Annotated in this window: 27 protein-coding genes and 1 tRNA gene; 17 read left to right on the forward strand and 11 right to left on the reverse strand. The window is 74.6% G+C overall.

The window, feature by feature from the left end; all coding sequences use genetic code 11:
- Positions 1–24: 24 nt before the first annotated feature.
- The 4 genes from WCD41_RS11985 to WCD41_RS12000 are packed head-to-tail and all read right to left on the reverse strand — an operon-like array spanning position 25 to position 2,396.
- Positions 25–213, reverse strand: a complete 189-nt coding sequence (locus WCD41_RS11985) for a hypothetical protein (RefSeq protein ID WP_337713657.1) — start codon at positions 211–213, stop codon at positions 25–27.
- A 10-nt stretch (positions 214–223) separates the two neighbouring features.
- Entirely contained in the window at positions 224–832 is a 609-nt protein-coding gene (locus WCD41_RS11990; protein ID WP_337713658.1) for a ferric reductase-like transmembrane domain-containing protein, read from the reverse strand.
- Complete coding sequence (locus tag WCD41_RS11995) at positions 829–1,425, reverse strand: peptidase associated/transthyretin-like domain-containing protein (RefSeq protein WP_337713659.1); 597 nt, start codon at positions 1,423–1,425, stop codon at positions 829–831. The genes WCD41_RS11990 and WCD41_RS11995 overlap by 4 nt, the downstream gene beginning before the upstream one ends.
- A 32-nt stretch (positions 1,426–1,457) precedes the next feature.
- Entirely contained in the window at positions 1,458–2,396 is a 939-nt protein-coding gene (locus WCD41_RS12000) for a nicotianamine synthase family protein (protein WP_337713660.1), read from the reverse strand.
- Between the two features lie 116 nt (positions 2,397–2,512).
- Between WCD41_RS12000 and WCD41_RS12005 the strand changes: the two genes are divergently transcribed.
- Genes WCD41_RS12005 through WCD41_RS12015 form a run of 3 tightly spaced genes read left to right on the forward strand, consistent with a single transcriptional unit; the run spans position 2,513 to position 4,546 of the window.
- Positions 2,513–2,884 carry an ArsR/SmtB family transcription factor gene (locus WCD41_RS12005; RefSeq protein WP_337713661.1) on the forward strand — a complete coding sequence of 124 codons (372 nt, stop codon included), beginning with the start codon at positions 2,513–2,515 and terminating at the stop codon, positions 2,882–2,884.
- An 11-nt stretch (positions 2,885–2,895) separates the two neighbouring features.
- Positions 2,896–4,005, forward strand: a complete 1,110-nt coding sequence (locus tag WCD41_RS12010) for an adenylate/guanylate cyclase domain-containing protein (RefSeq protein WP_337713662.1) — start codon at positions 2,896–2,898, stop codon at positions 4,003–4,005.
- A gap of 19 nt (positions 4,006–4,024) precedes the next feature.
- Positions 4,025–4,546: a VOC family protein gene (locus tag WCD41_RS12015; protein WP_337713663.1), complete on the forward strand. Its 522-nt coding sequence runs from the start codon at positions 4,025–4,027 to the stop codon at positions 4,544–4,546.
- 43 nt (positions 4,547–4,589) lie between these two features.
- On the opposite strand, the gene WCD41_RS12020 is transcribed toward WCD41_RS12015, so the two are convergent.
- The 4 genes from WCD41_RS12020 to WCD41_RS12035 all read right to left on the reverse strand — a co-directional run bounded on the left by WCD41_RS12020 (position 4,590) and on the right by WCD41_RS12035 (position 8,439).
- Positions 4,590–5,546, reverse strand: a complete 957-nt coding sequence (locus WCD41_RS12020) for a hypothetical protein (protein WP_337713664.1) — start codon at positions 5,544–5,546, stop codon at positions 4,590–4,592.
- Between the two features lie 99 nt (positions 5,547–5,645).
- Positions 5,646–6,428, reverse strand: coding sequence for a crotonase/enoyl-CoA hydratase family protein (locus WCD41_RS12025; protein ID WP_337713665.1), 783 nt, complete (start codon positions 6,426–6,428; stop codon positions 5,646–5,648).
- A complete protein-coding gene (locus tag WCD41_RS12030) occupies positions 6,425–7,183 on the reverse strand; it encodes an SDR family NAD(P)-dependent oxidoreductase (protein WP_337713666.1) in 759 nt (252 codons plus the stop codon). The genes WCD41_RS12025 and WCD41_RS12030 overlap by 4 nt, the downstream gene beginning before the upstream one ends.
- A 65-nt stretch (positions 7,184–7,248) precedes the next feature.
- Positions 7,249–8,439 (reverse strand): MFS transporter, encoded by a 1,191-nt coding sequence (locus tag WCD41_RS12035; RefSeq protein WP_337713667.1) that lies wholly within the window; start codon positions 8,437–8,439, stop codon positions 7,249–7,251.
- A gap of 65 nt (positions 8,440–8,504) precedes the next feature.
- Here WCD41_RS12035 and WCD41_RS12040 point away from each other — a divergent pair, with 65 nt between their 5' ends.
- On the forward strand, positions 8,505–9,413 hold the full coding sequence (locus tag WCD41_RS12040; RefSeq protein ID WP_337713668.1) for an SDR family oxidoreductase: 909 nt from the start codon (positions 8,505–8,507) through the stop codon (positions 9,411–9,413).
- Positions 9,414–9,436: 23 nt separating this feature from the next.
- Complete coding sequence (locus tag WCD41_RS12045) at positions 9,437–9,892, forward strand: MaoC family dehydratase (RefSeq protein WP_337713669.1); 456 nt, start codon at positions 9,437–9,439, stop codon at positions 9,890–9,892.
- 15 nt (positions 9,893–9,907) lie between these two features.
- Here WCD41_RS12045 and WCD41_RS12050 read toward each other — a convergent pair whose 3' ends face one another.
- Complete coding sequence (locus WCD41_RS12050) at positions 9,908–10,222, reverse strand: GNAT family N-acetyltransferase (RefSeq protein WP_337713670.1); 315 nt, start codon at positions 10,220–10,222, stop codon at positions 9,908–9,910.
- Positions 10,223–10,470: 248 nt separating this feature from the next.
- On the opposite strand from WCD41_RS12050, the gene WCD41_RS12055 reads away from it, so the two are divergent.
- The 3 genes from WCD41_RS12055 (at position 10,471) to WCD41_RS12065 (ending at position 12,200) form a co-directional block, all read left to right on the forward strand.
- Positions 10,471–11,352: an esterase/lipase family protein gene (locus tag WCD41_RS12055; protein ID WP_337713671.1), complete on the forward strand. Its 882-nt coding sequence runs from the start codon at positions 10,471–10,473 to the stop codon at positions 11,350–11,352.
- Between the two features lie 113 nt (positions 11,353–11,465).
- Positions 11,466–11,750, forward strand: a complete 285-nt coding sequence (locus WCD41_RS12060) for a WhiB family transcriptional regulator (RefSeq protein WP_337713672.1) — start codon at positions 11,466–11,468, stop codon at positions 11,748–11,750.
- A gap of 30 nt (positions 11,751–11,780) precedes the next feature.
- Positions 11,781–12,200: an OsmC family protein gene (locus WCD41_RS12065; protein WP_337713673.1), complete on the forward strand. Its 420-nt coding sequence runs from the start codon at positions 11,781–11,783 to the stop codon at positions 12,198–12,200.
- 50 nt (positions 12,201–12,250) lie between these two features.
- Here WCD41_RS12065 and WCD41_RS12070 read toward each other — a convergent pair whose 3' ends face one another.
- A complete protein-coding gene (locus WCD41_RS12070) occupies positions 12,251–12,604 on the reverse strand; it encodes a nuclear transport factor 2 family protein (protein WP_337713674.1) in 354 nt (117 codons plus the stop codon).
- Between the two features lie 114 nt (positions 12,605–12,718).
- On the opposite strand from WCD41_RS12070, the gene WCD41_RS12075 reads away from it, so the two are divergent.
- From WCD41_RS12075 to WCD41_RS12095, 5 genes are all read left to right on the forward strand, one after another.
- Complete coding sequence (locus tag WCD41_RS12075; protein WP_337713675.1) at positions 12,719–12,889, forward strand: hypothetical protein; 171 nt, start codon at positions 12,719–12,721, stop codon at positions 12,887–12,889.
- Between the two features lie 93 nt (positions 12,890–12,982).
- Positions 12,983–15,313 carry an endopeptidase La gene (lon, locus tag WCD41_RS12080; protein WP_337713676.1) on the forward strand — a complete coding sequence of 777 codons (2,331 nt, stop codon included), beginning with the start codon at positions 12,983–12,985 and terminating at the stop codon, positions 15,311–15,313.
- Position 15,314: 1 nt separating this feature from the next.
- Entirely contained in the window at positions 15,315–15,632 is a 318-nt protein-coding gene (locus WCD41_RS12085) for a winged helix-turn-helix transcriptional regulator (protein ID WP_337713677.1), read from the forward strand.
- A 156-nt stretch (positions 15,633–15,788) separates the two neighbouring features.
- Positions 15,789–17,534, forward strand: a complete 1,746-nt coding sequence (locus WCD41_RS12090; RefSeq protein WP_337713678.1) for a diguanylate cyclase domain-containing protein — start codon at positions 15,789–15,791, stop codon at positions 17,532–17,534.
- Positions 17,531–18,181: a rhomboid-like protein gene (locus WCD41_RS12095; protein ID WP_337713679.1), complete on the forward strand. Its 651-nt coding sequence runs from the start codon at positions 17,531–17,533 to the stop codon at positions 18,179–18,181. Before WCD41_RS12090 ends, WCD41_RS12095 begins: the two co-directional genes overlap by 4 nt.
- A 21-nt stretch (positions 18,182–18,202) precedes the next feature.
- On the opposite strand, the gene WCD41_RS12100 is transcribed toward WCD41_RS12095, so the two are convergent.
- Positions 18,203–18,784, reverse strand: coding sequence for a hypothetical protein (locus tag WCD41_RS12100; RefSeq protein WP_337713680.1), 582 nt, complete (start codon positions 18,782–18,784; stop codon positions 18,203–18,205).
- 312 nt (positions 18,785–19,096) lie between these two features.
- Between WCD41_RS12100 and WCD41_RS12105 the strand changes: the two genes are divergently transcribed.
- The 4 genes from WCD41_RS12105 to WCD41_RS12120 all read left to right on the forward strand — a co-directional run bounded on the left by WCD41_RS12105 (position 19,097) and on the right by WCD41_RS12120 (position 22,795).
- A tRNA-Leu gene (locus WCD41_RS12105) sits at positions 19,097–19,174 on the forward strand.
- Positions 19,175–19,377: 203 nt separating this feature from the next.
- Entirely contained in the window at positions 19,378–20,007 is a 630-nt protein-coding gene (locus WCD41_RS12110; protein WP_337713681.1) for an ANTAR domain-containing response regulator, read from the forward strand.
- Between the two features lie 224 nt (positions 20,008–20,231).
- Entirely contained in the window at positions 20,232–21,422 is a 1,191-nt protein-coding gene (locus WCD41_RS12115; RefSeq protein ID WP_337713682.1) for a branched-chain amino acid ABC transporter substrate-binding protein, read from the forward strand.
- A 173-nt stretch (positions 21,423–21,595) separates the two neighbouring features.
- Positions 21,596–22,795 carry a branched-chain amino acid ABC transporter substrate-binding protein gene (locus tag WCD41_RS12120; protein ID WP_337713683.1) on the forward strand — a complete coding sequence of 400 codons (1,200 nt, stop codon included), beginning with the start codon at positions 21,596–21,598 and terminating at the stop codon, positions 22,793–22,795.
- Positions 22,796–22,985: the final 190 nt, after the last annotated feature.

A 22,985-nucleotide genomic window follows, 5' to 3' on the forward strand; every position in this document is an offset into this window, starting at 1 on the left:
GGGGTACGGGCTCCGGGTTACCGCTCAGTCGGTCTGCCGGCGCGACGGGAAGCTCAGCAGCCCCGGGACCCGGCCCACACGGACCGGGCGGACGTCCGCCGGCGTCTCCTGGCGCAGCTCACGCAAGAGATCCGCGACCGGTCGACCGTCGCCGTGCGCCGCCGCGCGCGGACCGGTGCTCGCGAGGTCGGCGAAGATCGGCGTCGGCTCCACCGGGGCGACGCTAGCCCGGTCGCTCGCCCGCCGGACGGACGCGCCCACGGTCGTGCGGCATCGCGTCCCCCGTCCGGAGGACCATCACGAGCCGGACCACGACGCCGACGACTCCGAGCCCGCCGAGCGCCAGCAGCACCGGCGTGCCCCACCCGTCGAGGGCGCCCTGGATCAGCACGGCGTGCCCGACCCCGAGCACCACCACGAGCCCGGCGAGGCTCCCGTGCACGAACCGCCACGTGGGTGCGGACCACCGCAGCCGCCGGCGCAGCAGCCCGAGCAGCGTGACGACGGCGAGCAGGACCGTCGCGAACAGCGCCATCCGCGCCCGTGTCGGACCGTCCGGCGACATCGAGTAGAGCGCGTCGTCGGGGCTCTCGACCACGAGCGCCAGCACGTGCACGGCCACGAGCACCGCGACGACGCCGCCCAGCCGGACGTGCGCGGGCACCCGCCGGCGGGTGAGCCACGGCTGGGCGGCGAGCGCGGCGACCGCGACGCAGCCCGCGAGCGTCGAGACGAGCAGCGCCGGCGAGGCCCGGGCGAGGTGCGGCGCGGTGAGGCCCAGGGTCACGAGCAGCGCCCCGCCGAACACCGCGGCGCCGACGAGTGCTCTCACGAGGCCGGCACCAGCGTCAGGTCGACGACGGCGAGGGTCGCGTCGGGGTCGACGACGTGGCGCTGCCAGACCGAGGCCCACGGACCGTCCTCCGGGTCGTGGGCGACGTGCACGTTGGGCTCGCCGAACTGGGCGACGGCCGGGTCGCTCGCGACGCGGTAGCGCCCGTCGGGGCCCGTGAGCACGGTGGTGCGGTTCTCGCGCTCGCTGCCGAGGGCGGTCTGCAGCCACACCTGCACGGGGACGCCGGGCAGGGGGCGGCAGCCGGTGTCCCGGACGACTCCCGTGATCACCAGGCCGCGGCCGAGCGGCACGTCGAGCGGGGCGTTCTCTCGGTAGTTGTTGCGCCCGCCGGGGTTGGTGACGGTCGGCGGGCACGTCGCGCCGGGGACGCCCGGAACCGCGAGGGGGGCCTGGGGCGCCGCCGGTCCCGCCGCCGGCGCCGCTGCCTCGACACCGACGTTCCGCGCGCCGGTGCCCGACTCGTCCGAGCGCCACAGGGCCGCCGCGATCACGGCGACGAGCAGGGCCACGGCGACCACGGCGGCCGGGTGCGGGCGGGTCCTGCTCGGTGCTGACACGGTCGCGGGCACGCGTCGAGGATGCCGTGGTCGAGGATGCCGCGTCAGCCCGGGACGCGGGCGAGCACCACCGAGTTGACGACGTCGGTGTGCGGGTGGAGCACGGCGAGCGGCTCGAGGCCGCCGAGACCGTCGGGATCGTCGCCGGCGACGTCGAGCACGGGGTAGAGCAGTCCGCGCAGGGAGTGGGCGCTGCGGGCGAGCACGGTGGCGCCCGGGCGCATCCGCGACCGGACGTGGGCCAGCGCGGCGGCCTTGTCGTCGGGGGCGAGCCCGACGAGCGCGGCGACGCACACGAGGTCGTACCCGGCGAGGTCGTCGAGCCCGAGCACGTCGCCGTGGGAGACGGTGACGTCGTCGCCGAGGGCGCGGGCCACCGCACCGCCGAGGGCGACCGCCTCGGGGTCCACGTCGACGGCGTCGACCGTGACGCCGTGGCGCGCGAGCAGCAGCGCCGAGAGCGGCAACGGCCCGGAGCCGACGAACAGCGCCCGCCGCGGCGCGAGCGGGGCGTGCCCGGCGACGGCGTGGTACTCGATGCGCGTCAGGTCGCGGTAGTTCTGCAGGTAGGGGAACCCCTCGAGCTCCGCGGCGGGGTCGGGCGCGGCGAGGACGCGGCGGGCCCAGGAGCGCTCGAGCGCGTACTCGCCGTCGGCGCAGCGGGCGCGCAGGTCCGGGAGGCGGCCCGCGAGCTCCGGGTCGTCGAGCACCGCCTCCACGACGTGGCCTGGGCGCGGTGCGACCGCCAGCCCGACGAGCCGGGTGAACAGCGCGTCCGTGCCGGGGCCGGGTTCGAGCGAGGGCGCGGCGGCCAGGGCGTCGTGCAGGGCGAGGATCTCGGCGAGCAGGGTGTGGTGATCGGCCGTCTGGTCGGTGGCCGGCCCGCACGCCCGCACCGGGAGGCGGGCCGGGATGTCGAGGGGGCGTTCCGCACGGCCGCGACCGGCGGGGCGATGGGTCGGGCGATCGATCGGGGTGCTCATCGTCGAGTGCACCTCCACCAGGCGGGCTCTGTGGCGTCTGTGGCGTCCAGGGGTCGTCCAGGGGTCGTCCGTCCGCCCATGGAACACGATCTCTCGCCCTGGCACGATACGTAAACGTGTACGCAACTGACAACGTCAGCTCGCCGAGCGGCCCGTTCGCCGACCTGCCCGTGCCCGAGCACGTCGACGTCGCGGTCGAAGGGCTGCGGATGCTCGCCGACCCGACGCGGTTGCGGATCCTGTGGCTGCTCTGCGGCGACGAGCTCGACGTCTCGACGCTCGCCGAGCGGCTCGGCGCCACCCGGCCGGCGATCTCGCAGCACCTCGCGAAGCTCCGCCTCGCGGGCCTCGTCACCCAGCGCCGTGCGGGACGTCACGTCCTCTCGCGGGCGCGGGACCACCACGTGGGGGAGCTGCTCGACGTCCTCGTCCACGACGCGGGACACCGACGGGCGATGAGCGCGCACCCGCGCGAGGAGGCGCCGTAGGGTCCGGCGCCGTGGGGGACCCGGGTGATCAGCTGGACGAGGTGATCGGGGCGCTCGCCGCCGGGCGCACGGCGGCGCAGGTCGTCGACGCCGAGGGGCGCCTGGCGTGGGTGTCCGAGCAGATGCAGCTGCTCGCCGGGGTCACCGAGGACACCGATCTCGGACTCGGCCGGCACCTCGACGAGGTGCTCGAGCGGGAGGTCTGGAACGACCTCCTCACGCCCGAGGCGGTGGCGACCCTGCGCCGCGAGCTGCACCCCCGCCTCGCGGACCCCTCGTCCGCCCCGCTGTGGGTGCTCTCGCTCGACCTGCGGGTCGGCGGGCGGCACCGGGGCGTGGGGATGCTCGGCGTGACGCTGCGCCACGAGGACGGGAGCCCGCTCGGCGCGGTGCTGATCTACGCCCCGCTCCTGCCCGCGCGGGTGCTCGCCCTCGTCAGCGAGGGAGACGAGGCCATGTTCACGCGCATGGCCGACCTGTCCGAACCCGCCCAGCGCCCCGCCGCCGTGGTGTTCGCCGACATCGACGGCTCCGGGCCGCTGTCCCGCCGCCTCCCGACGCCGGTCTACTTCGAGCTGATCCGCGGTGTCACCACGGCGTTCGACGAGCTCGTCGCCCGGCACGGCGGGATCGTCGGCAAGCACGCGGGCGACGGGGCGAGCGCCTACTTCCTGCGCGACTCCCACGGGTCGGACGCCGCGGCCGCCGGTGCGGCCCTGCGTGCCGTGCAGGAGCTGCCGGGGATCGTGGACGAGGTGGTCGCCGACCTCGCGGAGAGCGGCGCGGAGGTGCGGGCGGCGGACTGCCGCCTGAACGTCGGCGCGCACTGGGGCGCCGACCTGTTCATCGGCCAGATCGTCACCGGGGGGCGCCTCGAGGTCACGGCGCTGGGCGACGAGGTCAACGAGTGCGCGCGCGTCGAGCAGGTCGCCACCGGCGGGCAGCGCCTCGTCACCAAGAACCTCGTCGAGCGGCTCGACGAGGAGGGCGCCGCCGAGCTCGGCCTGCGCCCCCGTGCCCTGACCTACCGGATGCTCGCCGAGCTCACCGCCGACGGCGGTGCCGCGGGCGGGAAGGCCGAGCGGGACGCGGGCTCGTTGGCGGTCCACGATCTCGGTTGAACGGTCTACATTCTCGGGCATGAGCGCCGAGAAGAGCTCCCTCATCAGCGAGGACGAGCGGCAGAGGCTGACCGAGGAGCGCGACCGGATCCGCGAGGAGTTCCTCGTCTCCCGCGAGCACCGGCCGCCGTCGACGGGCAAGGGCATCCACCACACCGCGCTCGTCTGCCGCGACGTGCGCACGACCGTCGAGTGGTACCAGAACGTCGCGGGCTTCCCCGTCACCGTGCTGTTCGAGAACCGCGACCTCGCGGGCTCGACGCACTTCTTCTTCGACGTCGGCAACGGCAACAACCTGGCGTTCTTCGACCTGCCCGGCGTCGACCCGGGCCCCTACGCCGAGGTGCTCGGGGGCCTGCACCACATCGCGATCTCGGTGCCCGGCAGCCAGTGGTACGGGATCAAGCGCCGCCTCGACGAGCGCGGCGCCGAGTACATGGTCGAGTCCGAGGTCTCGATCTACACGCACGACCCCGACGGCGCGCGGGTCGAGTTCATCATGGACCCGCTCGGCGAGATGTACGGCGAGGACACCGTCTAGGACCGGGTGTGGGCCCGTGCGCGGCACCCAGCCCGACCGTCGGTCAGGCGGGCGGGGAGAGGTCGTCGCGGGCGGCGCTCGCGCCCTCCCGGAACCGCGTGAGGTGCTCTCCCACCGTGCGCGGGTCGGGCGTGCGCGCCGGCCGGGCCCGCGCCGGGGCCGGGATCGCGCCGGGGGCGAGGCGGGCCGAGGGCCGGCGGATCGGGAGCCCGGACGGCGTGAGCTCCACGGTCGACTCGCGCAGGGCGGCGCGGGCCTCCTCGTGCTGCGGGTCGGCCGCGGAGGACCACGCCGGCGCCGGCCGTGCCGCGTCCTGCGTCGTCTCGAGGAACCAGGCCGAGAGCTCGTCGAAGATCGGTTCGCTGTCCGCCGCCCGGTGGTGCGCGCCCGTGGCCGCGGGGCGGAACGACTCCCCGGGCTCGCGCGCCGCCGGCACCCGAGGGGTGACCGGGGGCGGGGAAGCCGGGGGCGGTGGGGGAGGCGGCGGCACCGCCGGCGGTGGGGTGATCGCCGGTGCCGCGGTGGGCGTCGCGGGCGCTGCCGGCCCCGCCGCCCTCATCGGGGGCGTCGACGGGTCCCACCGCGCCGTCAGCTCGCGCACCTCCGCGGCGGCCTGCCGGGGCACGCGCACGACGGGGACGCCGTAGCGCTCGACGCGCCGCCGGAAGCGGGCGGGCAGCCGGCTGTAGGACAGGCCGTCGAGCTGCTCGAGGTACTCGCCGACCGACGGCGTCGGGCCGGCGACGGGCAGCTCGTCGCGCGTGAACCGCCACAGCGCCCGGAGACGTTCGCGGCCGTCGACCAGGACATCGGTCTCGTCGTCGCTCGCGATGACGACCGGCGGGATCGGCCAGTCCCGCAGGACCGTGTCGACGAGGGCCTGCTGGCGCCGGGTGTCCCACCCGCCCCCGACACCGTCGTCCCACCCGGTCTCGAGCTCGCCGCGCGCGATCCGGGTGAGCAGCACCTCGGCCTCGACGATCGCGTGGTCGAGGTGCATGGCGCGCATCGTAGGGGACACGGCGGTGCCGTCGCCGGTGGTGAATGACATGGGCCGTCCGGACGACCCACGTCACTCACCGGCGCGCTCTCCCGCGGCTCAGCGGCCCTTCCAGACCGGCGCGCGCTTCTCGGCGAACGCGGCGGCACCCTCGCGGGCGTCCTCGCTGGAGAGCACCGGGCCGAGGATCTCGCCCTGGCGCTCCCACATCTCCGACGCCGGCCACGACGCCGACTCCACGATCACCTGCTTGCTGGCGCGCACCGCGAGGGGGCCGTTGGCCCCGATCCGCGCGGCCAGCTCCCGCGCGCCCTCGAGCGCACCGCCGGCCGCGGTGAGGTGGTTGACCAGGCCCCAGCGGTGCGCGTCGGCGGCCGACATCGGGTCGCCGGTCAGCGCGAGCTCCATCGCGACGGTCCGCGGGATACGCGCGGGCAGCCGCAGCAGCCCGCCGGCGGCGGCCGCGAGGCCGCGCTTGACCTCGGGGATGCCGAAGCTCGCCTCCTCCGAGGCCACCACCAGGTCGCACGACAGCGCCAGCTCGCACCCGCCGGCCAGCGCCGGGCCCTCGACGGCGGCGATGAGCGGCTTCGACGGCGGGCGCTGCGTGATGCCCGCGAACCCGCGGTCGCCGACGTGCGGGCGCTCGCCGCGCAGGAACGCCTTGAGGTCCATGCCGGCGCTGAAGAACCCGCCGGCACCGGTGAGGATGCCCGTGACCAGCTCGTCGTCGCCGTCGAGCTCGTCGAGGGCGTCGGCGATCCCCTGGGCCACCGCGGTGTTCACCGAGTTCCGGGCCTTCGGGCGATCGATGGTGATGACGAGCGTCGTCCCCTCCCGCTCGGTGCGCAGCACGACCTCGTCGGACGCCGGAGAGCTCATCGCGGGGCCATCCGGATCGCGCCGTCGAGGCGGATCGTCTCGCCGTTGAGCATCGGGTTCTGCAGCATCGACACGGCCATCTGCCCGTACTCGGCCGGGTCGCCGAGACGGCGGGGGTTGGGCACCGAGTCGCCGAGGGCCTTGCGGACGTCCTCGGAGAGCGTCGCGAACAGCGGGGTGTCGAACAGGCCGGGGGCGATGGTGTTGACCCGCACGAGCTTGGACGCGAGGTCGCGCGCCGCGCAGAGCGTCATCGAGACGACGCCGCCCTTCGACGCCGAGTAGGCCATCTGCCCGATCTGGCCCTCGAACGCCGCGACCGACGCCGTCATGATCATCGCGCCGCGCTCGCCGTTCACCGGCTCGGTGCGCGCGATCGCGGCGCCGCCGAGGCGCAGGGCGTTGAACGACCCGAACAGGTTCACACGGATCACCCGCTCGAAGGCCTCCATGTCGCCCGGGTCGCCGTTCTTCTCCACGACGCGGGTGAGGCTGCCGATGCCGGCGCAGTGGACCAGCGCGCGGAACGGACCGGCGGCCTCGGCGGCGGCCACCGCGGAGCCCAGGGCGTCGGCGTCGGTCACGTCGGCGGCGACGAACTCGCCCCCGAGGTCGGCGGCGACGTCCTTGCCGGACGACGACGGCAGGTCGGCGATGACCACGCGTCCGCCGGCGGCGGTGATGGCCTGCGCGGTGGCCAGCCCGAGGCCGGACGCGCCGCCGGTGACGAGGGCCGAGACGCCCTGGAGATCCATGATCGGGTTCCTCTGCGGTCGGGGGGTGATGTGCCCCGCACGGTAACCAGTCAGGCCTGACCGTGTCACCGGGAACGGCTGCCGGCCCGGGTGCCGGTCACGAGCGCCGCGACGCCGGCCACCGCGAGCGCGATGAGCGCGGCCGCCCCGATCGCGGCGGCGGGGGCGACGAGGTCGATGAGCGTGCCGGCGAGGGGCGACGCCACGGTCGCGCCGACCATGAGCGCCGAGCCGTGGAAGCCCGTCGCGACGCCGCGCGCGGCGTCGGGGGCGAGGCGCCCGACGGTCTCGGCGGCCGCGGCGAGCGCGGGCGCGCAGAACGCGCCGGCGGGCACCAGCAGCAGCGTCAGCGTCCACCACGGCCCGCCGAGGGCCACCGGCAGCGAGCCGACCGCGAGCAGCGCCAGCAGCACGGCGGTCGGGGGTGGCCGGTGCGCGGCGCCGTAGATCCAGCCACCGACGAGCGAGGCCGCGCACCAGACGGTGTTGGCGAGGGCGAACCAGCCGGTCTCGTCGCGCGCGGTCAGCATCGCGACCACCGACAGCTCGGTGGCGGTGAGCATGAGGATCGCGGCGGCCGTCGAGGCGAGCGCGACCAGCATCGGTCCGCGCAGCCACGAGCGCACGGGGGGTGCGGCCCGCTCCCCGGGCCGGAACGGCTCGGCGCGCACCGGCGGATCGAGCCGGGCGAGCGCCGCCGTGGCGAGCACGAACGCGGCGCCGACGACCCACGGTCCGGTGCCGGGCAGGGCCAGCACGGCCAGGGTGCCGAGGGCCGGGCCGACCGCGTAGGCGACCTCGGTGGACATCGCGTCGAGCGCGAACGCCGGGCGTTGGTGCTCCCGCGGCACCGACGCCGCCAGCGACTGGCGCACCACCGCGAACGCCGGCGGCACCAGCAGCCCGGCCGCGAGGGCGGCGGGCACGAGCGCGGTCGGGTCGAGCAGCGGCACGAGCCCCCAGAAGGCCGCCTGCACGAAGCCGCAGAGCGCGAGCACCGGCCGCAGTCCGTACCGGTCCACCAGACGACCCACGAACGGCGCCCCGATCGCGACACCGGCCGTGATCGCGCCGCCGACGAGTCCGGCGGCCGCGAACCCGCGGTCGAGCCCCACCGCGACGTACAGGGTGAGGACGACCCCGGTCGCCGTGACCGGCAGGCGCGCCGCGAACCCGACGGCGACGAGGGGCGTCAGCCCGGGCAGGCGCAGGACCGTGCGGTAGGTCGCGAGGCTCCCGCCGACCGCACCCGCCACACCTCCATCATCACCCACGCGAGCACGCCGTTTCCGCGGCGGCGGACCGTGGGCACTCGCGGGCCATGACCGACCCGACGTCCGACCCCACGACCGAGCCCCCCGTCCTGCCCACCGCGACCTACGCCGTCACCGGCGCGTCGGGCCACCTCGGCCGCCTCGCCGTGGACAACCTGCTGCGTCGTGGCGTGCCCGCGCGCAACGTCTTCGCGCTCGTGCGCCGCCCGGACAAGGCCGGCGACCTGTCGGACCTCGGGGTCGGCGTCCGCGAGGCGGACTACGACCGGCCCGAGACCCTCGGCCCGGCCCTCGAGGGCATCGAGCGCCTCCTGCTGGTGTCGAGCCCGACCGTCGGGAACCGTCTCGAGCAGCACACGGCCGTCCTACGCGCGGCCGACGCCGCCGACGTCGGGTTCGTCGTCTACACGAGCGTGCTGCACGCCGACGAGACCGAGCTGGTCCTCGCGCCCGAGCACGCCGCCACCGAAGACGCCCTGCAGGGCTCGGGGCTGCCGTTCGCCGTGGCCCGCAACGGTTGGTACACCGAGAACTACACCGGCCGCCTCGACGAGTACCTCGCGCGCGGGGAGATCGTCGGCGCCGCCGGCGACGGCCGTGTCTCCGCCGCGACGCGCGCCGACTACGCCGAGGCCGCCGTCTCGCTGCTCACCGGCGACATCACCGACCAGCAGGGCTACTGGGAGCTGGGTGGGCCGGCGTTCTCGATGGCCGACCTCGCCGCGACGATCACCGAGGTGACGGGCACCGACGTCACCTACCGCGACCTCCCCGCCGGGGAGTTCACCGACGTCCTGCGCGGTGCCGGGATGGACGAGGACACCGCCGGCTTCGTCGCCGCCCTCGAGGCCTCCACCGCGAAGGGCGAGCTGGAGACCGACAGCCCGGCGCTGGCGAACCTGCTCGGCCGCGAGCCCACCTCGCTCGCCGACGCGATCCGGGCCGCGCGGTTGTAGCCGCAGTTGTAGCTTCCACGGTCATGGAGACCTTGCACGGACGCGAGGAGCTCCTCGCGTCGCTGGGCCGCGAGCTCGGGCCGGGGGAGTGGCTGGAGATCGGCCAGGACCGCATCGACGGGTTCGCCGACGTCACCGGCGACCACCAGTGGATCCACGTCGACCCGGAACGCGCGGCGTCGGGACCCTTCGGCGCGACGGTCGCGCACGGGTTCCTGACGCTCTCGCTGGTGCCGCTGCTGCTCGACGGCCTGCGCCGGGTCGAGGGCACGCGGATGGGGCTGAACTACGGGCTCGAGCGCGTCCGGTTCCCGTCGGCGGTCCGCTCGGGGACCCGCGTCCGGGCGCGGTCGACCCTCATCGACGCCACCGACGTCGGCGACGACGGCCTGCAGCTGGTCACGCGCGTGACCATCGAGGTCGAGGGCTCGGAGAAGCCGGCCTGCGTGGCCGACGTCGTCACGCGTGCCTACTTCTGAGCCTCGTTCCGGACGTCACGCCACGGGGCGGACGGCGGGGTCGAGGAAGCGGACGTCGACGCCGTCCTGACGGTCGGGCCGCGCGTGGAGGAAGGCGCGGACGCGGGGACACAGCGGGACGATGCGGTAGCCACGGTCACGCAGCAGGGCCAGCGCGCCGTCGACGAGGGTGGTCATGGCCTCGTCGCCGGCGCCGTCGTCCTGGGTGAAGGCGAGGACCGCGGCGTCGGCGCGCAGCCCGTACTCCACGAACCCCAGGACCGCGCCGTCGCGACGGGCCTCGACGCGCGTGCGCACGGGGTCGTAGGCGATCTCGAACGCCTGCTCCATCGCGGTCCCCCGACCCTGCGTGCTCCGTTGGCCACTCAGCGTCGTCGGTGCCGGCGGGCGACGCAAGGGTCCTGTCCCCACACCGGGTGACGATGTGGCTCCGGAGGGTCCACCGGCCGTCGGGACGCGACGAACGGGACCCGGTCGTGCCCAGGTGCCTCCGACGCCGGTATGGCCGACCGTCCGTTCGGGTATCTCGTGATCGACGGGCCGCGTCGACGCGGACCCGCGACGAGGAGGTGGACGTCATGGACGCCCCCACACCCACAGCGATCTGGCGGACGGACGTCGACCCCACCGGCGAGACCCTCCCCTTCCCCTCCTGGTGGCTCACGGCCACCGACCTGGTCCGGGCCTCGGTCGAGACGGCCGCGTGGCACACCGTGCGGCACGTGCTGCCGAGCGGGGGGCGCGGCGACGACCAGCCCGTGCTCGTGATCCCGGGCTTCCTCACCAGCGACATCACCACCGCGGCCCTGCGGGCCCACCTGCGCACCCGCGGCTTCCACACCCACCGGTGGACCCTCGGGCTCAACCACGGCTTCACCGACGTGATCCTCGACGGCCTGATCGACCGGTTCGACGAGATCCACGCCCGCCACGGTCGGCCCGTCGCCATCGTCGGCTGGAGCCTCGGCGGCCTCATGGCCCGCTGGCTCGCGCACCTGCGTCCGGACGCCGTCGAACGCATCGTCTGCCTCGGCTCGCCCTGGCGGGCCGAGGCGGAGGAGAACCGGGTGACCGGGGCGTTCCGGGCCGCCGAGCGCCACTGGGGCTTCTCCGCGGACACCGAGGACGTCGTCGCCCTCATCCGGCAGCCGGTGCCGGTGCGGTCGGTCGCGATCTACTCGCCGTTCGACGGACTGCTCCACGGCGAGGGCTGCCGCCAGGACGACGGCGAGCTCTGCGAGAACGTCGTGGTCCCCGGCAGTCACTGCGGGCTGACGCACAACCCGGCCGCCCTCGTGGCCGTGGCCGACCGGCTCGAGGTCCCGCTCGACCGCTGGCGGCCCTTCCGCTGGTCGAGCGCCGTCTCGCACGGCCTGTCGGGGGACGGACGGGGCCGCGCCGGCGCGTCGTCCGGCCCGGCACCCGCCACCGCGTCCACCCCGGTGGCCGCCGCGGCCTGACCGCGCCGGCCCACCCGTCACCGTTCCCCGGCACACCCTCGCGCCGGGAGACCGGGATCTCACACCGTCGATCGGCACCGAGGTGTACGACGGTCGGTAGGAGGTGTGCATCAATGGCTGATGTGTCCCGGCTGCCCTGGGCGATCACCGATCACTGGGACTGGCAGCGTCACGCCGCCTGCCGCGGCATGAACTCGGAACTGTTCTTCCATCCCGACGGCGAGCGCGACCCGCGGCGCAGCCGGCGCGTGGCGGAGGCTGCGCGCATCTGTGCGGGGTGTCCGGTCCAAGAGCCCTGCCGCGACTGGGCCCGGCGCGTGAACGAGCCCTACGGCATCTGGGGCGGCGAGAGCGAGCAGGAACGGCGCGCCCACGTCGCCGGTGACCGCGCGAGCTGAGCCGGCCCCGATCGTGCCAGGCTGGTGACCATGGACATGCCCGCCGTGTGGGCCCGTGGTCGACTCGCCGACGGGGACGGGCGGGTGGTCTGTCTCGACGTCAACGGGCTGTCGGTGGACTGCGCCGTGCCCTCGGAGCCCACCGAGCACGGCGAGACCGACGGTGCGACGTCGTTCGGACTGCTCGCCGCGTCCCTGTCGTCGTGCACGGCGATGTCGGTGCGCACGTTCCTGCAGCGCTTCGGCATCCCCGGCTCGGCCGTCGAGGTCGACGTGGCGTTCGAGCCGGGCTCGCCGCCGGTGCTGCACCGGCGGGTGGGCCTGACGGCGGATCTCGACACCGACCACCGCGCCCAGCTCTCCGCGGTCGTCGACAGCACGCCGGTGACGGTGCTGCTGCGCGACGCGCTGGTGATCGTGACCCGGCTGGAGGTCGTCGCGCCCGGCTGAGCCCGGGGGTTCCGGCCCTGAGTCAGTCCGGCCCTCTCAGTCCAGCCCACTCAGTCCAGCAGGGTGTGCAGGCGCACGATCCGCCCGCCCTCGGTCAGGGCGATGTCGGTGCCGGACGCCGCGGGCTCGCCGCCCTCGGGCCCGAAGGCCCAGGTGAGCACGCCGAGATCGCCGCTGACGCGGACCGGCCCGGTGGGGCGGAACACGAAGGAGGCCGGCGCCCCGTCCAGCAGCGCGGACACCTTGCCGTCGATCGCCTCCCGGCCGCGCACCGCGCCCTCGGGGTCCTGGAAGAGGACGTCGGCGTCGTACAGCTCGGCGATCACGGCGCGACGCCGGTCGCCGTCCCGCTCGCCGAACACCTCGTGCAGGTTGCGGGTGAGGAGCTCCTCGGGGGTGGCCATGCGGTGATCATGCCGCGTCGCCCACGATCGGGGGACGACGACGTCCGTGTCGTGGGCGCAGGGGCGGGGCACCCGTCCCGTTGTCCACGATCGACTCGTCGTGAGGAGTGACGGATGACCCCCGAGAACACCGTCAGCACCGTGAACACCGTGGCCGCCCTGCGCGCCCACGAGAACGCCCGCCTGCCCGTGGAGGCATACGACGGCGGGGCGCGCCCCGCCGCCGCCCGGGCCCGCGACGCCGACCCCGCCGCCGGCCCGCGGGCCGGCGAGAACCGCCGCTAGCCGGTCGCGTCGACGGGGGCCGCAACAGCTCGGAATACCAGAGCCACTTCAACACTTGTAGCTGCTATCAAGCACGAGTGATGGGGTGACGAGATGACCGAGCTGTTGCTGGTCCCCGTCGACGACAACGTGGTCTTCCCGGGCATGACCGTGGTGATCCCGGCCGCGGAGGTCGGGCCCGTCGAGGCGGGCGAGCAGGTCCTGCTCGTCCCGCGGCACGAGGGGACGTTCGCCGGAGTGGGCACGGTCGCCGACGTCAGCGAGCGCACACGCCTCCCGAACGGCGTGACCGCGGTCCAGCTGACCGGCGTGGGTCGTGGCCGGGCCGGTTCCGGGCGCACCGACGACGACGGCCGCCTGCGCGTCGACGTGACGGAGCACCCGGACGCCGTCGAGCGCGACGGACGCATCCGCGAGCTGGAGACCACGTACCGCGCGGTGGTCGAGGAGGTCCTCGAGCTGCGCGGTGACGACGGACGCGGTGCCGCGTTCCTGCGTGGCATCGACGAGCCCGGCGCGCTGGCCGACACGGCCGGCTGGGCGCCGGAGATCCCCTACGACGAGAAGGTGTCCCTGCTGGGGACCCTCGACGTCCGCGAGCGCCTCGAGCTCGCCCTGCGCCTGCAGCGCGAGCGGCTCGCGGAGCTGCAGGTGCGCAAGTCGCTGCGCGAGGACGTCGAGTCCGGCGCGGCGAAGCAGCAGCGCGAGTACGTGCTGCGCCGCCAGCTGGAGGCGATCCGCAAGGAGCTCGGCGAGGGCTCCGGCGACGGCGGGTCCGGCGACGACTACCGCGCGAAGATCGCCGAGGCCGGCGTGCCCGACCACGTGCGCGAGCAGGCCGAGCGCGAGCTCGCCCGTCTCGAGCGCACCGGCGAGCAGTCCGGCGAGTCGTCGATGATCCGGACCTACCTCGACTGGCTGCTCGCCCTGCCGTGGTCGCAGCGCTCCGAGGAGCAGCTCGACCCGACCGCGGCGCGGGGCGTCCTGGACGCCGACCACACCGGCCTCGAGGACGTGAAGGACCGCATCGTCGAGTACCTCGCCGTCCGCAAGCTGCGCCGCGACCGCGGCGTGGAGGAGGACAAGCTCGGGTCGAACTCTGGCCAAGGGACCATCCTGACGCTGGTCGGGCCCCCGGGCACCGGCAAGACGTCGATCGGCGAGTCGGTCGCGCGCGCCATGGGCCGGCAGTTCGTCCGGATGTCGCTCGGCGGCGTCCGTGACGAGGCCGAGATCCGCGGCCACCGGCGGACCTACGTCGGCGCCCTGCCCGGACGCCTGGTGCGGGCCCTGCGGGACGCGGGCACGATGAACCCGGTGATCCTGCTCGACGAGGTGGACAAGGTCGGCGCCGACTGGCGCGGCGACCCGTCCGCCGCGCTGCTCGAGGTCCTCGACCCGGCGCAGAACCACGCGTTCCGCGACCACTACCTCGACGTCGAGATCGACCTGTCCCAGGTGGTGTTCCTCGCGACGGCCAACCAGATGGACACGATCCCGGGCCCGCTGCTCGACCGCATGGAGGTCATCTCCTTCGACGGCTACACCGTCGAGGAGAAGGTCGCCATCGCGCGCGACCACCTGCTGCCGCGCCAGATCGCGTCCGCCGGCCTGACGGGCGGTCCGGACGGCGACGTGACGGCCGGCGAGTCGGCGCTGCGTCTCGTGGTCTCCGAGTACACCCGCGAGTCCGGCGTCCGCCAGCTCGACCGGTCGCTCGGCAAGCTGACCCGCAAGATCGCGACGGAGATCGCGTCGGGGTCGGGGACGGTCGTCGTCGACACCGACGTGGTGCGCCGGCACCTCGGCCGGCAGAAGGTCTTCACCGAGTCCGTCGAGCGGACCGCCGTGCCCGGCGTCGCGACCGGCATGGCCGTCACCAGCGCGGGAGGCGACGTCCTGTTCATCGAGGCGGCCTCGATGACCGGTGACGAGGGGCTGGTGCTCACCGGCCAGCTCGGCGACGTCATGAAGGAGTCGGCCCGGATCGCCCTGTCGTGGGTGCGCTCGCACGCCGCGGAGCTGGGCATCGCCGAGGAGGCGTTCGCGGGGAAGTCGTTCCACGTGCACGTCCCCGCGGGCGCGATCCCGAAGGACGGCCCGTCGGCCGGCGTCACGATGGCGACCGCGCTGGTCTCGCTGCTCACCGGTCGGCCCGTCCGGCACACCGTCGCGATGACCGGGGAGCTGACCCTGCAGGGTCGCGTGCTGCCGATCGGCGGCGTGAAGCAGAAGGTCCTGGCCGCGCACGCGGCGGGCCTGACGCAGATCGTCGTCCCGGAGCGCAACCGCGCCGACCTCGACGACGTCCCCGCCGACGTGGCCGCGCAGCTGCAGTTCCACCCGTCGATGACCATCACGGAGGTCCTCGACACGGCCCTCGAGCCGGCGACCGACCCGGCCGCCCTCGAGGTGGCGGCCTGACATGTGCTCGCGGGAGCCGGTACCGCCCGAGGTGCGCGCGCTGACGGCACTGCTGGAGCGACGCTGGTCGCTCTCGGTGCTCTACGCCGCGCACCTCGGTGCGGTCCGGTTCTCGGAGTTCGAACAGGCCCTCGGCCAGGTGCCGCCGGCGACCCTCGCCGCGCGCCTGGCCGATCTCGAGGCGGCGGGCCTCATCGAGCGTCGTGTGCTCGACACCCGGCCGCCCCGGACCGAGTACGCCCTGTCCGCGGAGGGCCGCCGGCTGGCCCCGTTGCTCGAGGCCCTGACGGCGTGTAGTCGCGAGCGGCGTCACCGCTGACCGGCGGAAACGCTGCGTGACGTGGACGGTGTCGACGTCGACCGGACAGCCGAGCGGCGGTAACGTCCGGCGCGTCGAGGGGGGTCGGCGCCGGCGAGCGACGGAGGCTCGGAGGCCGTGCGCCCCCGGCCGGCCGCGGACCCCGGGAGGAAGTGCGTGGCGCCACCGCAGCGCTTGGTCACCGAGGTCGAACGTCTCGGCGCCATCGTCTCGGTGGCGGCGCTCGTCATCGTCGTCATCACCGTCGGGCGGCTGTCGTACTCCGCCCTCGTCACCGTCCCGGCCGGGGACGAGCTGCGCGTCGGGCTCCTCGCGCTGGAGGACGCGCAGGACGCGGTGATGGGCACCGACTCGTTGCTGCGCGCCTATCTGGCCACCGGCGACCCGTACTTCGTCGACCGCGCCACCGAGCGTGCCCCGGAGATCGCCGCCGCCGAAGGGGCGATGCTGGCGAACCTGGACCTGCCCGGTGTCTTCCCGCGGGTCCTCGAGCTGGTGGCGGCCCAGCGCGACTGGCAGGCCGGCTGGGTCGGGCAGGTGGCGTCGGTGCCGCCGCAGGACGTCGCCGCGTTCGTCGCCCGGGGTGACGCGCTCATGCGGGACTACCGGGCCGCCAGCACCGCCGCCCGGTCGGCCCTGCTGGACGCGATCGAGTCGCTGGACGGCTCGGTGCGCCTGCTCCAGCGCTCGCTCATCGTCGTCACCGCGCTCGTCGCGGGCGCGGCCCTGATGGTCGCGCTGCGGGGGCGGCGGCGCCTGCTGGAGCACGTCGTCGCCCCGGTGGACGGCCTGCTCGCCTCGGTGCGAGGCATCGGCGAGGGCCGGCTGACCCCGCCCGAGCCGGTGTCGGGCTCGGCGGAGCTCGTGGCCCTGCGCGACGGGCTCGCGCAGATGACGATCGCCCTGCGCGGGCAGCACGAGGAGACGGCGGCGCAGGCCGAGCGGCTCCAGGTCCGCACGGAGCGGCTCCGCACCATCCTGATCATGACCCGCGAGATCGCGGGGAGCCTCAACACCCGCTACGTCATCGACGCGACCGTCCAGGCGGCCGTCGCGGTCACCGACGGCCGGGTCCTGCTGTGGCTGGTGCTGGAGGACGGCTCGGCCCTCGAGCTGGCGCACGACTCCGACCGCGGCCAGCTCTCCCCGATGGAGGAGGACTGCCCCCTCGCCGTGGGCGTGGTGGGCCGCTCGGCCCGGTACGGGCAGATCTCGCGCGGCGACCCCGAGGCGGGGGAGGACCCGGCGGTGGCGGTGCCGATGGTGGTCGGGGCCCGGGTCATCGGCGTCGTCGAGTGCTGGGACTCGCCCGACGGGGAGGTCGACGGCCAGCGGCTCTCGTCGGTGGAGATGCTCGCGACGCTGGCCGGCTCGGCGATCGAGGCCAGCCGCCTGCACGCCGCCACCGAGCGGCTCTCCGAGTTCGACCCGCTGACCCAGCTCGCCAACCGGCGCCGCCTCGGCGTCGACCTGGACCGGGCCGTCGCCGACGCGAAACGCCACTCCTCGCCGATGTCGATGATCATTCTCGACCTCGACCACTTCAAGGAGCTCAACGACCGGTACGGGCACCAGCAGGGCGACGTGGTGCTCCAGGAGGTCGCGGCCGTCCTGCGCGGGGCGGTCCGTGACGGCCAGACCGCCTACCGCTGGGGCGGCGAGGAGTTCGCGGTGCTCGTCCCGCACCGAGGGCCCGACGACGCCGTCACCCTCGCCGAGCGCCTGCGGGTGCGCGTCGAGGAGGACTTCCGGCGCGGCGACAAGCAGCTGCTCACCGCCTCCTTCGGCGTCGCGGGGCTGCCCGAGCACGCCGGCGACGGCGAGGCCCTGCTGAGCGAAGCCGACCGCGCCCTCTACGCGGCGAAGAACGCCGGCCGCAACCGGGTGGAACGCGCGGGGTGAACGCGCTGCGGGGCTGGGTGCGCGCGGGCCCCGTGACGGCCACCTATCTCGGCGTGCTCGTCGCGACCCACGTCGTCCTCGCCGCGACCGACATCGGCCCGCGCGCCCGGGCCTGGAGCAGCACGAACGTCGAGAACCTCCGGCACCACCCGCTCGGCGCGCTCGCGACCAGCCCCTTCTTCCTCGGCAACAGCGCGGTCGTCACGCCGGGCACCGTCGCGGTCGTCGGGGTCGGGATCGCGGGGGCGCTGTGGTGGCTCGAGGCCCGGTGCGGCGTCGCCACGGCCACCGCGGCGTTCCTCGGCGGGCATGTGGGGGCGACCCTCGTGACGGCGCTGGTGATCGGCCCGGCCGTCCGCGCGGGGCTCTACCCGGCGGACGTGGTCTCGGCGGTCGACGTCGGGGTCAGCTACGGCGCCCAGGGCGCGGCGGCGGCCGCGACGGTGCTGCTGCCCCGCGCGGCGGCGGTGCCCGCGGCCGTGCTGGTGCTGGGCTGGCCGGTGCTCGACGCCGACTGGGACGGGCCGCTGCCGGACTTCACGTCGGTGGGCCACCTCGCCGCGGCGCTGATCGGCGTCGGGGTGGGGGCCGTGGCGCGCCGGCGCCTCCGGCGAGAGGCACGTCCGGCAGGTCTCGGAGCGTCTTGATCATGCGCAACGTGCCGCTCGTCAGTACTTCGGGCCGACGAAATCGTCGAGTCGCGCGACCGCGTCGCGCTTCGCGACCGAGATCATGTCCCAGCGCGGCCGCCGGTGCGCGATCGCGAGACGGTCGAGCGCGGCGGCGCAGACGTCGAGGATGTCGAGCGACTTGTTCGAGAAGAAGTAGCGGGGGTACTCGTAGCGCTTCGGTCCGGCAGGCGTCCGCTTCGTCGCCCAGTTGGTGATGCGGCAGCCGTCGGAGTGGATGAGGCCGCGCAGCAACAGACCGGGGTGCTCGTCGACGATCGCCTGCTGCCACGGCTCGAGCACGATCGGACGATCGTGCTTCCTTCCCGGCCCGTGCTGCGGAAACAGGCACGGCCAGTGCGTCGAGTAGCTCTTGACCGCGCTGCAGCCGATCTTCTGGACGGCGCATACCGACGACACCGGTATGACGGCGTGCAGGGCGTCGTGGACCTCTTCCGCCACTCCTGGCCAGGCGTCAGCACAGATGATCGACAACGCGGCGACGCCGCGGGGCCCCATGGTGATGTGCCCGTCTCCGAGGTAGGAGCCGAGGAGGTAGGCGTACTTCTCCTCGTCGAGCACGGCTCCCTGGCAGCGGGCACACGCCTGGTCCCGGCCATCATGTCGGGAGCCCCGCCGATCACCTCGGCACCAGTGCGCGACGGTGCCTTGCGGTAGACCCAACCGACGAGCGATGTCCGCGGGCCGGAGACCCTCAGCAGCCATCGCGAGGGCTCGGGTGACGGTCGTCCTGGGATGCACGCCGCCAGACTGCCGACGCACCCCGACAGCGCCGGCGGGTCACGGATCCCGCTCGGGTCGGTGGACCGTCGCCGTCTATGCTCCGCCGAGACGAAGCGGCGACGCTCGTCGGATTGTTAGCCCGAACAGCCTGCCCCCGTAGCCCAAATGGCAGCAGGCAATGGTCTCAAACTCCATACAGTGTGGGTTCGAATCCCACCGGGGGCACCACGCCGTCACGACCTGACGAGCGTTAGCACACGCGGGCGAGGCAAGCGTCACCGTCGGGAAAGGCGTCCTCGCCCGGTAGTCTCCTGAATCGAAACGGCCTGCTCGGACGGTGTCCGGACGAGCGGGCCGGCCGTTCCTCCCGCGGTCTCACCGGGGCGGCCCGACGAGGGGCGGCGCACCGAGGCGAGAGAGCGGGAGCCGCCATGAGCCAGTCGGCCGACACCATCAGCGAGCCCGGGAGCGCTCCGGACGACGCCACCCCGACCGGCCTGCGCGTGGTCGTCGCCGAGGACGAGGCCCTGATCCGCCTCGACCTCGTCGAGATGCTGCGCGAGGAGGGCTACGAGGTCGTCGGCGAGGCGGGCGACGGCGCGGAGGCCATCCGCCTCGCGCGCGAGCTCCGCCCGAACCTGATCATGATGGACATCAAGATGCCGGGCACCGACGGCCTCGAGGCCGCGCGGACGATCGCGGGGGAGCGGCTGGCGCCGGTCGTCATGCTCACCGCGTTCAGCCAGCGCGAGCTCGTCGAGTCCGCCCGCGACGCCGGGGCGATGGCCTACCTGGTCAAGCCGTTCTCCAAGACCGACGTCGTGCCCGCCATCGAGCTGGCCGCGACGCGGTTCGCCGAGGTCGCCGCGCTCGAGGCCGAGGTCGCCGGGCTCACCGAGCGCCTGGAGACCCGCAAGGCGGTCGAGCGCGCGAAGGGCCTGCTCATGGCCAAGAAGAAGATGTCGGAGCCCGACGCCTTCCGCTGGATCCAGCGCACCGCGATGGACCGCCGCACCACGATGCGCGCCGTCGCGGACGCCGTCGTCGAGACCTTCGGCTGACGCTACGCAGCGTGAGTCGCCCGCGTGGGTGATGCCCGCTCACCCACGCGCGCGCCGGACCTCTGACCAGGACGGACGCCGACCTACCGTCCCCTGCGCGGGCCTCACTCGCCCGTGACCTACCGTGGGCCCTCGACCACGCACCGGCGCGGTGCGGCGCATTCGGCAGAGGGCGAGGCGAGATGGGCGCGCGACGGCGTCGTCGGACCGGGACGCTGGCGGCGGTGGGTGCGGCGGTGGCCGCCCTGGCCCTCGTGCTCAGCGCGTGCGGGGGAGCGGGCGGCTCGGCGGGCGACGGCGGAGACTGCGACACCAGCCGCGGCACCCTCGTCGTCGGCCTCGTGGCCCCGCTCTCCGGTGAGCTCGCCGCGGTCGGGCTCGGGATGAAGAACTCCGCCGATCTCGCCGTCACGCAGGCCAACGCCCGCTGCGCCGTGCCGGGCTACCACCTCGCGGTGCAGAGCCAGGACGACCGCGCGGACCCCGCGACGGGCGCCGCCGCGGCCGCGACGCTGGCGCGTGACCCGTCGCTGATCGGCGTGCTCGGCCCGTTCAACTCCTCGGTGGCGCAGGCCGTCCAGCCCGTGCTGAGCGAGGCGGGCATCGTCCAGATCTCCCCGGGCAGCACCGCGACCTCGTTGACCCGCGGCGCCAACGCGGTCACCGCGCCGTTGCGGCAGTACCAGACGTTCTTCCGCACGGTGGCCACCGACGGCGTCCAGGGACCCGCCGCGGCGACCTACCTGACGCGCGTCGAGAACAAGCGCCGCGTCGCGGTGGTCTCCGACGGCAAGACCTACGGCGAGGGCATCGCCGACGAGTTCGCCAAGCAGCTCGCCACCGAGGGCGGGCAGGTGGTCACCCGCGTCACCGCGGCGCCCGGTTCGGGACGCGCCGCCGCGGTCTCGCGCGTCGCCGCCGCCCGCCCGGACGCGGTCTTCTACGGCGGCGAGTACCCCGAGGGCGGGCCGCTGTCGGCGGCGCTCGCGGCGGGCGGGCTGTCGGTGCCGGTGATGGGCGGCGACGGCATCGTCAACCCGGGCTTCGTGACCGCCGGCGGGCGTGAGGGCGACCTCGGCACGTCGGTCGGGCCCCCGCCGGAGACGGTGCCGGCCGCCCGCGACTTCGTCGACGCCTACCGCCGCGCCGGCTACCCGGAGAGCATCGGGTCGTACGGGGCGTTCACGTTCGACGCGGCGAACGTCCTCGTGGACTCGGCCGTCCGCGCCCTGGGCGAGGAGGCCGAGTGGACGCCCGCCGCGCGCCCGGAGGTGGTCCGCTCGGTGCAGGGCTTCCACGGCGACGGGATCACCGGTCCGCTGTCGTTCGATCGCTTCGGCGACGTGAGCACCGACGCGGTCACGGTCTACCGGGTCCAGGGCGGCCAGTGGACGGTCGTCGGACCCGCCGACTGATCGACCAGCGGTTTCCCGCAGGTCTCCAGCGGATCTCCATCGGTTCCGGGCGTTACGGTCCGAATACGACGGCGCAGCCGCTTGCGCGACGGGGCTCGCGCGCCTATACCTTCCACACCCGACCGGGCGAGCGAGATCACGCGGACCCGACATGAACGGTGACGGAGGTGGACGTGATCCGACGACGGCTCGCAGCCGCGGGTGCGCTCGTGGCGGCGGTGGCGCTGGTCCTCAGCGGCTGCGCCAACCAGGGTGGCGGGGAGCAGCAGGGTGGTGGACCCGCGGCCGGCGCCCCGAGCCAGCCCACCGATGCGGTGCTGCCGGCCGGGAACGGGCAGGGGCGCTGCGCTCCCGGCACGTCCATCGCCTACACCGGCACCATCGCCGGGCAGAACGCGGCGCTCGGCATCGCGATCGTCAACGCGGTCCAGCTGGCGGTCGACCAGCACAACGCGGCCAACCCGAACTGCCAGGTCACCCTGGTGCGTGCGGACACCGGCGGCACGCCGGACACGGCCGTCGGCCCGGTCACCGCGGTCATCAACAACCCGCAGGTGCTCGGCATCGTGGGCCTGCCGTTCTCCGGCGAGTCGCGCGCGGTCGGCCCGGCCCTCAACGCCGCCGGCCTCGTGAACATCACCCCGTCGGCCACCAACCCGGCGCTGTCCACCAACGGCTGGACGAACTTCTTCCGGGGCCTCGGCAACGACGCGGTCCAGGGCCCGGCGATCGCCCGCTACATCCAGACCCGGCTCAACGCCCAGAACGTCTGCGTCATCAAGGACGACTCCGACTACGGCATCGGGCTCGCCCAGCAGGTCACGCAGGCGCTCGGCCCGGCAGCCTCCTGCCAGGCGGACGTGCGCACCAACCAGCGCGAGTTCTCCGCGGTCATCGGCCAGGTCCAGCAGGCCAACCCGCAGGCGATCTTCTACTCGGGCTACTACCAGGAGGCCTCGCCGCTGGTCCAGCAGCTGCGTGACGCCGGTGTGCAGACCCCGTTCATCGGACCCGACGGCGTGAAGGACGAGCAGTTCGTCGTCAACGCGGCCGGTGCCGCCAACGGTGCGCTGCTGTCCTGCCCGTGCGTGCCGCAGGAGGGCTTCACCGACTTCACCAACGCCTACCGCCAGGCCTTCGGCGTCGCGCCGCAGACCTACTCGGCCGAGGGGTACGACGCCACGACGATCCTGCTCCAGGGCATCGACCGTGGCGCGGCCGACCGGGCGGCGCTGCTGAACTTCGTGCGCAGCTACAACGGCCAGGGCCTCACCAAGCGGTTCCAGTGGAGCCCGACCGGTGAGCTCACCCAGACCCCGGTCTACATGTACCGGGTGGACGGCAACCAGATCGTCACCGACAGTCAGATCTGATCTCCCACCGCCGGCCGCGTCCGCTCCGCATCGTCGCGGAGGGGCGCGGCCGGCGGCTGTCGGGGACGCTGTCCGTGACGGCGGCGTGACCGCCTGGCACCATCCCGCGACACCACTCGAACCCCCTTGCGCCCCCGCGGGCGCCCGACGCCTCGGGGAGCGCGTCATCTCCTCCTTCGCGGTACTCGCA

Source organism: Actinomycetospora aeridis (assembly GCF_037400275.1).
Taxonomy (GTDB): domain Bacteria; phylum Actinomycetota; class Actinomycetes; order Mycobacteriales; family Pseudonocardiaceae; genus Actinomycetospora; species Actinomycetospora aeridis.